The sequence below is a fragment of the uncultured Vagococcus sp. genome (genome assembly GCF_963518325.1).
Lineage (GTDB): Bacteria > Bacillota > Bacilli > Lactobacillales > Vagococcaceae > Vagococcus_D.
Genome location: NZ_CAUQJB010000060.1, coordinates 1 through 9,270, shown reverse-complemented (window position 1 = coordinate 9,270; position 9,270 = coordinate 1). Strand labels below are relative to the sequence as shown.

The 9,270-nt window shown below is 37.3% G+C and carries 7 protein-coding genes; 5 read left to right on the top strand and 2 right to left on the bottom strand.

All coding sequences use genetic code 11. The annotated features are described in order from the left end of the window. Nucleotides 1-441 precede the first annotated feature (441 nt). The 4 genes from RWN13_RS23305 to RWN13_RS23290 all read left to right on the top strand — a co-directional run bounded on the left by RWN13_RS23305 (nt 442) and on the right by RWN13_RS23290 (nt 6,916). A complete protein-coding gene (locus tag RWN13_RS23305; protein WP_314068591.1) occupies nt 442-1,680 on the top strand; it encodes an MFS transporter in 1,239 nt (412 codons plus the stop codon). Between the two features lie 915 nt (nt 1,681-2,595). Then, nucleotides 2,596-4,338: an ABC transporter ATP-binding protein gene (locus RWN13_RS23300; RefSeq protein ID WP_314068587.1), complete on the top strand. Its 1,743-nt coding sequence runs from the start codon at nt 2,596-2,598 to the stop codon at nt 4,336-4,338. After that, complete coding sequence (locus tag RWN13_RS23295) at nt 4,325-6,076, top strand: ABC transporter ATP-binding protein (protein WP_314068585.1); 1,752 nt, start codon at nt 4,325-4,327, stop codon at nt 6,074-6,076. Before RWN13_RS23300 ends, RWN13_RS23295 begins: the two co-directional genes overlap by 14 nt. Nucleotides 6,077-6,238: 162 nt before the next feature. Continuing rightward, nucleotides 6,239-6,916, top strand: a complete 678-nt coding sequence (locus RWN13_RS23290; RefSeq protein ID WP_314068583.1) for a hypothetical protein — start codon at nt 6,239-6,241, stop codon at nt 6,914-6,916. A gap of 41 nt (nt 6,917-6,957) precedes the next feature. Here RWN13_RS23290 and RWN13_RS23285 read toward each other — a convergent pair whose 3' ends face one another. Together RWN13_RS23285 and RWN13_RS23280 are read right to left on the bottom strand one after the other, a co-directional pair. Beyond that, nucleotides 6,958-7,776 carry a glycosyltransferase family 8 protein gene (locus tag RWN13_RS23285; RefSeq protein WP_314068581.1) on the bottom strand — a complete coding sequence of 273 codons (819 nt, stop codon included), beginning with the start codon at nt 7,774-7,776 and terminating at the stop codon, nt 6,958-6,960. Between the two features lie 504 nt (nt 7,777-8,280). Further along, the gene (locus RWN13_RS23280) at nt 8,281-8,514 is read right to left on the bottom strand and encodes a helix-turn-helix transcriptional regulator (protein WP_314068579.1); all 234 of its coding nucleotides are present in this window, start codon (nt 8,512-8,514) and stop codon (nt 8,281-8,283) included. 156 nt (nt 8,515-8,670) lie between these two features. Between RWN13_RS23280 and RWN13_RS23275 the strand changes: the two genes are divergently transcribed. After that, nucleotides 8,671-9,045: a helix-turn-helix transcriptional regulator gene (locus RWN13_RS23275; RefSeq protein ID WP_314068577.1), complete on the top strand. Its 375-nt coding sequence runs from the start codon at nt 8,671-8,673 to the stop codon at nt 9,043-9,045. Nucleotides 9,046-9,270: the final 225 nt, after the last annotated feature.

Genomic DNA, 9,270 nt, shown 5'->3' with positions numbered 1-9,270 from the left:
AATAGGCATTGATGATATTACTCATCAACACCATTTATTATAGAGCCAATAAATAAACAAAAGAAAGAGTCTGACTCACTGAGTTGGACTCTTTCTTAATATCCAGCTCTAGCTCATTCCACGACCACTCTTCACAAACTTCATCGTTTTATCGGTTAAACCTCTTACTTATTTCGTTATCTAGTTTCATAATCAAAGGTAAAATTTTCCATCATTTAATCCATATTTAAGCTAATATCAGCTCGTATCATTAGATTAAGATTATAATTTGCTGAATATTTTATTAAAATAAAAGCGTTGACAGCCGTTGAGAAAACCTTTACACTAAGTGTGTTACTAGAGAGAGTAGAGAATAATAACAACGATTGATGGTGCTGGATCACACCTTATTTGTCGTTCGTTTTTTCCAACCAAATCTATTTACTGGAGGTTTATTTATCAATGAATAAAGTCTTTATAAAAAAGTATGGTACTCTATTACTCTTAGCAGCTGGAGCTGGCATCATTTTTCAATTGCCTTACATTCGTGAAACATTCTATGTCCCAATTCAAAAAGCAATGAATTTATCCAACGCCCAAATGGGAATGCTGTCTTCTGGTTATGCTACTATGGCAACGTTCTCCTATTTTGTTGGAGGTATCGTGGCGGATAAATTTTCTGCTAGAAAATTGTTAACTTTTTCTTTTCTAGCAACTGGACTTTTAGGTTTATGGTTTTCAACATTTCCCTCCTTCAATATTGCTCGGCTTATTTTTATCTTAATGGGCGTTTCAACCATTATTACCTATTGGTCAGCAATGATTAAAGCCACAAGAATGCTAGGTGATTCATCTGAGCAGGGACGGCTTTTCGGTTTACAAGAAGGGTTGCGTGGGCTTTTAAATGCTCTTCTAGTTTTTGGTATGACCGCTGTTTACAGCCGTTTTGCTAATGATATTCTAGGCACGGCCTGGGCTATTCGAACTTGTGCCATCGTCGTGATTATTATTGGGATTTTAAACTGGTTCTTTATTGAAGATACCGCTCAGGAAGAAGAAGTGGAATCCTTAAAAGAAGTCATTATTGGTACTTTTAAGCAACTGGCTATTCCGCGTGTTTGGCTACTGGTTGCTGTCGTGTTTTTTGGCTACAGCCTTTATGGAATCTTTGGTTATATCAATACCCTAGCGATTAACGTCTACGGCCTATCGGTTTCTGGTGGCGCGACTCTTGGAGGTGTTCGTTACATTATTCAAGCATTTGGAGGCATCATCGGTGGCTTCCTTGCAGATAAGATTGGTTCGCGGATAAAAGTCATTGTCGGGGGCGCTGTTCTGACAGGCCTTTCTTATGCCCTGTTCCTTGCATTACCTGCCGATAAAGGGTTAATTGCCGTTATCCTGGCTAATTTTGTCGCAGGCATGTTCTTTATTTACTTGATTAGAAGTCAATATTTTGCCATTATTGATGACGCAGGGATTCCTGTTTCTAAAACTGGTCGCGTATCAGGGATTGTTTCCTGTTTGGGTTATTTGCCCGATGTCTTTATGTACACCATGATTGGTGGCTGGTTAGATAATAATGATGGCAAAGCTGGCTTTAATATGATGTTTATCTACGCTATTGTCATGGCTGTTGGTTGCGTCATCGCTTCGTTATTATTGTCTAAGACGATTAAGAAAGACAAAGTTGCGGTTTAATTTATTAGTCGTTTAACGATAAAAAAAGACTGGAATCCCCTTTTTCATGGGCTTTCCAGTCTTTTTAGATGGGAGACTCAGTCTCTCTAAAAACATTTTAGCAAGGAGCCCTTTCCAAATAGTTCTTTCTAGGTTAAGCAATCCTCCGCTATCCATCGTTTCGAATCTTCTCTACCTTTCCCACAAACCATATTTTGGCGCTTTTTTTACTTTCTAAGATTACTAGCTGGATACTTAGCTTGTTTATCAACTACCTTCGACTTCATTTCTTCATCAATTTTTATAAGTAGAACTAAACTAATCGAAGATGGTTCTTTTCAGATTGGTTGCTCTCAGTTGATTAAAGAGAGGATTTTACCTGCTAGTCAAGTTTGCCATTGGTGATTGTATAAATTTTTTTCAGGAATCCAATAGTTCAACCACTCCTTTTCTCCTCTTTATTCTTTCGATGCCTACTTTACTCATTACTATCTTTCACCCCGCTTCGATCTATCCAATTTCATCGATAATTACAATAGTAATTTATTTAATTATTAATTTTTTGTTAAAAAAACCTTTACATTCTCATTTGTTTATAGTAAATTATAGAAGTTAAGTAAAAAAGCAATCAAATAGATTAAAGGAAAGGAGTATGACTCATGAAAACTGATATTTTAATTAACCAACCCCAACTAAATAAACAGAGAATGAATCAACTAACTCCTTATATGGTATCTAGTTTGTAGCGCCTGCCTTTTTTGACGCACAGTCGTCAAAGCTTCATGGGCATTTAAATGATAAACTAACCAACCGGTAATGTGTGAAGGTCGATTCAACATATTATGGGTTTTTTTGTGCGCTTTTTTACAGACTAAGCAATAGTTTTGCTTAAATCAAACAGAAAATAACGTTTTTGTTAGTATGGAGTGAGTAAGTATGTTAAAAACATTTTGGCAGTATATAAAAAAACATCCTGTCATTTACGGAATCGCGACTTTCTTTGCAATTCTATCATCAGGATTGACCTTAATTCCTAATTTGATTATTCAGCGTTTTATTGATTCAATTGTCGATGGCAGCTTGACAGGGAAAAATCTAGGACTTATATTAATTGTTTTTTTAATCAGTATTATCATTATTTTTATGACAGATATTATTTGGGTGATGACCTTGTTTAGTCAATCCTATCACTATCAGTCAGAAATGAGACGAAAGACGTATAAAAAGTTATTGAATTTAAGAACCCCTTTTTATGAGCGGTTCCGTTCAGGAGACTTGATGACCCGGATGACCAGCGATATTGACTATTTAGGTGATACGATTGGTTATGGTTTTATGCTAATTGTCTCTAATGTTACCTGGGCCATTAGCATTCTGGTCATTATGATTATAACAACCTCTTGGCAAGCGGCAATGTTTAGTACCTTACCATTGCTATTATTTGGTTACATTGTTTTTCGTTTGTGGAAAAAGATTGATGTCCTTTACGAAGATAACCGAGATTCCGTGGCTAAATTAAGTAACGAAGTGTTAGAGATGGTCGATGGCGTTCGCGTCATGCGGGCTTATGGTAAAAAGGATTTGGAGCAGACTCGTTTTGAAAAACGGACAGCGGAGGTTCTAAAAAAAGCCAATAATTTGGTCGTCTATAATGGTGCCATTAATCAGATCGCTAAATTATTAACAGGATTAAGCACCGCCATCGGTTTGACCTACAGTGGCTATTTAATCAGCCAAGGGCAAATGACCATTGGCCAGCTAATTGCCTTTCAAATCTATTTAGGGATGCTCAGCGGTGCAATATGGGGCTTATCTGATATTGTGCTGGTCTACCAACAAGGGAATGTCTCTTTCAGAAAAATTGAAGAACTTCTTCAAGCAGACGATCAATTAGAAAAAGAAGGAAATGAAGAAATAAATACCATCAATCAAATTGAGTTCAAAGAGTACATGTTCCAATATCCAACTAACTCAACCTGTACTCTGAAACAGATTGAGTTTGAGTTAAAACGTGGTGAAACCCTTGGAATTGTGGGGAAAACAGGCAGTGGTAAAACTACCTTGGTTCGCCAATTATTACGTCAATACCCCGTCAGCAAAATCGGGGCCATTCGAATTAATGGTCGCTTGATTCAAGACTATGATATGACAAAATTAGAAGGCCTAATCGGCTATGTGCCCCAGGAGCATATCCTGTTCTCAAAAACTGTCGGGCACAACATTCGTTTTGGTAATCGCCAGGCCGATGATGCTGAGATGGCAGACGCTATCGAATCTGCCAATTTTACGACTGATATCGACCACATGTCAGAGGGTCTGGAAACTTTGATTGGCGAAAAAGGTGTGTCGATTTCCGGTGGTCAAAAACAACGGGTATCTATTGCTCGAGCGTTGATTCGCAGACCTGATTTATTAATTTTAGACGATTCATTGTCAGCCGTTGATGCTAAAACAGAGCGGGCGATTATTGATAACATCCGCTCAATTCGTCAGGATAAAACTAATATTATTGTCACCCATCGTTTATCAGCCATTGCCGAAGCCGATAAAGTCATTATTATTGAAGATGGAACGATTGTGGAGCAAGGCTCCCCACAAGAGCTACTTCGCTCAAAAGGGTGGTATTACACGCAATACATGACCCAACAAATGGAGGTGAAAGACGATGACAACCTTTAATCGATTACTGAATTATTTTAAATATGAACCCTATCGTTATGGTGTCGGAATATTCCTATCTTTACTGGCCGCCAGCACGTCGATTTATGTTCCGATGATTGGTAAACGAATGATTGACTACGTATCTACTCAGGTCGCCAGTCAAGACAACGTTGACTTCGGGGTTTTGATTCAACAATTTGGCTTTTTTATGCTGATAACCTTAATCAGCAGTCTCTGTGGTTACGCTAGTTACTTACTACTGGCCTATGCCTCAAACAGTGTCAGTAAAAAATTACGGGATCAAGCATATGGTCATATGCAAAAACTTCCAGTTTCTTATTTCGATGATAAGCCTGCTGGAAAAATTTCCGCTCGAATCGTCAACGACGTCGAGTTGTTGCGAACGAATTTTTATCTGAACTTTAGTAATACCGTGATTATTGATTTATTAACGGTGATTGCGATTTACGTGGCTCTTTATTGGGTCAGCCCTACCATTGGAACTGGCTTACTAATTTTGTTACCCTTCTTCGCCATTTGGCAGTGGACTTATGTTAAATTAGCCACGCCGATTAATAAAAAATGGCGGGAATCCGTTAGTGAGCTTAATAGTCACACTGCTGAAATCGTTCAAGGTGTGTCGATTGTTCAACTTTATCATCAGCAAGACACGATGCTGGAGGAATTTGAAGAAACCAACCAAAAATGGCTGGATACACGACTAAAATCGATTCGCTTGGACGCTGTCTTATCCTGGGATTTTTCAACCTTTATTAAAAATTTGGTAATGCTGACTGTCTTGATGTATCTGGGCACACAATTTGTCGATGGCGTTATGGGTTTTTCAATCGGCACTATTTACGTCATTATTAATTATATCTCTCGTTTATTTGATCCTATTTTAGAACTTGTGCGACTGATGTCAACCTTACAACAGGCGTTATCCGGAGCAAAACGCGTCTTTGAATTATTAGACGAACCGATCGAAAATGACAGTTCCACTCCTATTAACTTTAGTGATGGGAATGTGGTCTTTAATCATGTAACATTTGGTTATCAGCCTGACAAACCGATTTTGAAGGACATTCATTTTTCTGCTGCCAAAGGAGAAACTATTGGCTTAGTGGGACATACAGGCTCTGGAAAGAGCTCAATCATCAATTTATTGTTCCGTTTTTACGACCCGCAAAAGGGACAAGTCTTGATCGACCAGCAAGAATTAGCCGACTACAACCGGGAAAGTATTCGCGAACAGATGGGTATTGTTTTACAGGAGCCTTATTTATTTAGTGGTACAGTAGCGACCAATATCAGCATGAATGACCCGAGAATTACCGACCAGATGGTCCAAGAGGCTATTGAAAAAGTTGGAGGGAAAGCCTTGCTTGAAAAATTACCATTAGGGATTCACGAGCCAGTACTCGAAAAAGGACAGGCTTTCTCATCAGGAGAACGTCAGCTAATTGCCTTTGCCAGAACATTGGCCAGCAACCCTAAGATTTTAATTTTAGATGAAGCAACTTCTCATATTGACACGGAGACTGAAGAAATCATTCAACATGCCATGGAAGTCGTCAAAGAAGGCCGAACGACCTTTATTGTTGCTCACCGATTATCAACCATTCAAAATGCTAATCAAATTATCGTCTTGGATCGGGGTGAAATTAAAGAAAAAGGAACTCATGAAAGCTTGCTTAATCTAAATCGTTTGTATGCAGAGATGTATCACTTGCAGGCTAAGGTTTCGCTAGATTAAACTGGCCCAAGCATTAAGACCCATTTAAAGAGGACGTAGGATAATCTGACATCTAGTTCCCGCCACGTCTCATTAGGCTTTAACAATGAAAGTTCATCCTCTCCCATTTTACGACTTTTATCAAAAGAAACTGATCTATAATCATAACGAGGAGGCATGACAATGACAACAACTATTTTATGGAGTGGCATTACTGGACGAACTGGTCGTCTAGCCTTACAGGTTGCCAACAACAGTTTTGAAACACGGATTGTGGCTGGGATTTGTCGCAGTGATGACCACTATTACAATTACACCCAGTTGGAGGATATATCTGAGTCCTTTGATATTATCGTTGATTTTTCTCATCAAGAGAATCTCGAGACGATCTTACACTACGCCATTAAACAAAATAAGCCGCTGATTATTGGTACAGCAGGCCTTAGTGACGCACAACGACTCTTAATTGAGCAATCCTCCTTGATTATCCCTATTTTTTTAGGCGGTAATTTTCAATTTAAAGTCAAAAGGTTTATTGACGAAGTTCTGAATTACGCTAAAAATAGCTCAGAACCTCTTAGACTTGTTGAAACTCACTATAAAACTAAAAATATCCCCAGTGAGACTGCTAAAGTTATTAAAGCTCGCGTCGAGAACGAAACAAATCAGACACTGGACATTCAGTCATTTCTTAAGTTTGACGAAATTATTAACCAGTGGCAAGTAGCAGATTTAATTTGTAGAGTCAACGGCTTTAAACAGTTAGCGGTAGATGTCCTAACCATCTCATCGATGATGATTGACAAGCCGGCTGATGGACTCTATGACTTGGATAAACTAGCTAGCCAAGTAACCCTCTAAATAAACTATGACCAACATCCCACTGGAATGTTGGTCATAGTTTATTTAATTGATTGATCGTTTGCTTTATGGTAATAGTGTTTATAAACAGAGCTAAAGCGTCCCTTATAGTTGTCATACCACGGCTTATCCTTCCCACAGAAATGCAAAAAGACAGTTTGCTCTATCACCCAATCCAAATCCCATTTTCCTTTACTTAACACTTCATAAGTCGCATTCTTTCTCACATCATAATTGTAGACTTCATCAGGGATGGCTACGATTCGTTCACCGTATAAACCATTTAAAATATCCTGATCTGGTAAAAATAAAGTCAATTTGTTTTCTTCAATAAACTGATAAATATCTTCGCTCTTAACCTCATCTTTAATTTGGGCAATGTTCATCAACAACACGCCTGAATTAAAATACCCTTCCGACTCATATGATTTAAGTCGTACTTTGTTAATCACCGTGGTAACGTTAGTCAAATTAGCATGACTAGCGGCCCCATATAAGTACTCACTAATGTCTAAGTCATATAATGGACCGAGATTATTCAAACATAAAATATCTGCATCTAAATACAAAATCTTCTTAACATCTTCAGGTAGATACTTCCAAGCTAACAATCGATAATAAATCGCTTCTGGATAACGTTTAGAGACTGGTGCTCCCTGAAAGTCATCCTCAACCAATAAAGGATAGTAAGTCATCTCCAATTGCTGACAAAATTGCTGCACCTCTTCGGCTTGCTTTAGTGGTTCCTTTTGAAGAACGTAGACATTATGATGCCCTTTTCGAGAATTGTAGTAGATTGATAATAACGTCGTTTTAAATTGCTTGACAAAACGATCGTCAATTGAAAAAAGAAAATTCATCTCTCACTGCTCCTTTGACATCTGTTTGTCTGATTTTCAATAAATGATTTACTCTCATTCTATCACCTTAATGCCAAAAGATAAAAGGAAGTCCCACTCGATGTCAACATAATCCCCAGATGGTAGCTGTTTCCCTTTTAGTTAAAGTAACCCAAAATATCATACGGTGAAAATATCCCCCTCTCTGCCACAAGACCGACACTATAACTAAGTATTCCTGATTAATTCAGTTCTCTATTCATTCTAGAGTCTGGTCTTCATAATACTTTTGCTAGGAAGATGACATGGGGTGTTCTCCTGTCATCATCTTCATATCTTGCATGTCGAATCACGACTTTCATAGTTTTTCAAATTAAATTCTAACAAAACGTTTTCATAATGTATTATGATTTTCACACTATCTATATCCAGATTACCTTAAAAGTGCCCTCTTTTCACTAACAGACTCCCCGTTAGCCACTTAATCTAAGTCAATAATTTAACGGACATTTACATATCATTAAGTCACTCTTCATCATCTACCGTTTGTTCCTCATTTGTTAACAAAGAAGACAAAAAAATATCATCTGGTTTTTTGTCAAATAGACTGGATAGTTTAACCGCGTTCTCATAAGATAGTTTTCTCTTGCCATTTTCAATCAACCAATACCCTTGCTTAGTTATCCCCAATACTTTTGCCATATCTTGCAGAGTTTTATTATGCGTCTCTCTCAATTTTTTCAATTTACTCAATATCATTTGGTTTCGCCTCATCTCTCAATTTAAATTAATTCTATTATAGTTAACAAAAAATTAACTGTCAATACAATTATTTCTATTTTGTTAACTTTTTTATTCCACATTGATGTTAACAAATTGTTAACGTATAATAGTTGTATGAAATGGGGTGTCCATATGTCCTTTGGCGTTAGATTAAAAGAGCTCAGATTAAAAAGTAGAATGACTCAAGAAGAATTAGGTAAGTTTTTGAATGTCACTAAAGTTTCTATCTCTGGCTACGAAAATGATACGCGAAGCCCTGACAAAGAATCATTAGTTAAACTGGCGGAGCTATTTAATGTTTCGACCGATTATTTACTCGGGCGAGCCACGTCTCAATTCATGATCAGTGAAGAAATTATTAAATTGGACGAACCACTAAGAAATGCCTCTAACTTAACATATAACCACGTCAAAGTCACAGAAGAAGATAAACAAGCTATTGATAATATGATTGCAGGTTATTATTGGAATAAAGAGCAACGCAAACGTGAGAAAGACAATCAGTAAAAAGACTCTTAACTAAATTGTTAAGAGTCTTTTTCAGGAGGTTTTTATAATAATTAAAGTTTGAATCATCATCTATTTTTTTCAAAAAAGGGTTGCATCACTGACGCTAGTCCAAAAAATGCCTCACGCTATTAAGGTATAGATTGATTTTTGATATCACTTGTTTTCTTTTGGCTCTATAATAAATGGTGTTGATGAGTAATATCATCAATGCCTATTTTTAAT

Coding starts and splice junctions, on each gene's coding strand:
- RWN13_RS23305 (WP_314068591.1), top strand. CDS start 442: ATGAATAAAGTCTTTATAAAAAAGTATGGTACTCTATTACTCTTAGCA.
- RWN13_RS23300 (WP_314068587.1), top strand. CDS start 2,596: ATGTTAAAAACATTTTGGCAGTATATAAAAAAACATCCTGTCATTTAC.
- RWN13_RS23295 (WP_314068585.1), top strand. CDS start 4,325: ATGACAACCTTTAATCGATTACTGAATTATTTTAAATATGAACCCTAT.
- RWN13_RS23290 (WP_314068583.1), top strand. CDS start 6,239: ATGACAACAACTATTTTATGGAGTGGCATTACTGGACGAACTGGTCGT.
- RWN13_RS23285 (WP_314068581.1), bottom strand. CDS start 7,776: ATGAATTTTCTTTTTTCAATTGACGATCGTTTTGTCAAGCAATTTAAA.
- RWN13_RS23280 (WP_314068579.1), bottom strand. CDS start 8,514: ATGATATTGAGTAAATTGAAAAAATTGAGAGAGACGCATAATAAAACT.
- RWN13_RS23275 (WP_314068577.1), top strand. CDS start 8,671: ATGTCCTTTGGCGTTAGATTAAAAGAGCTCAGATTAAAAAGTAGAATG.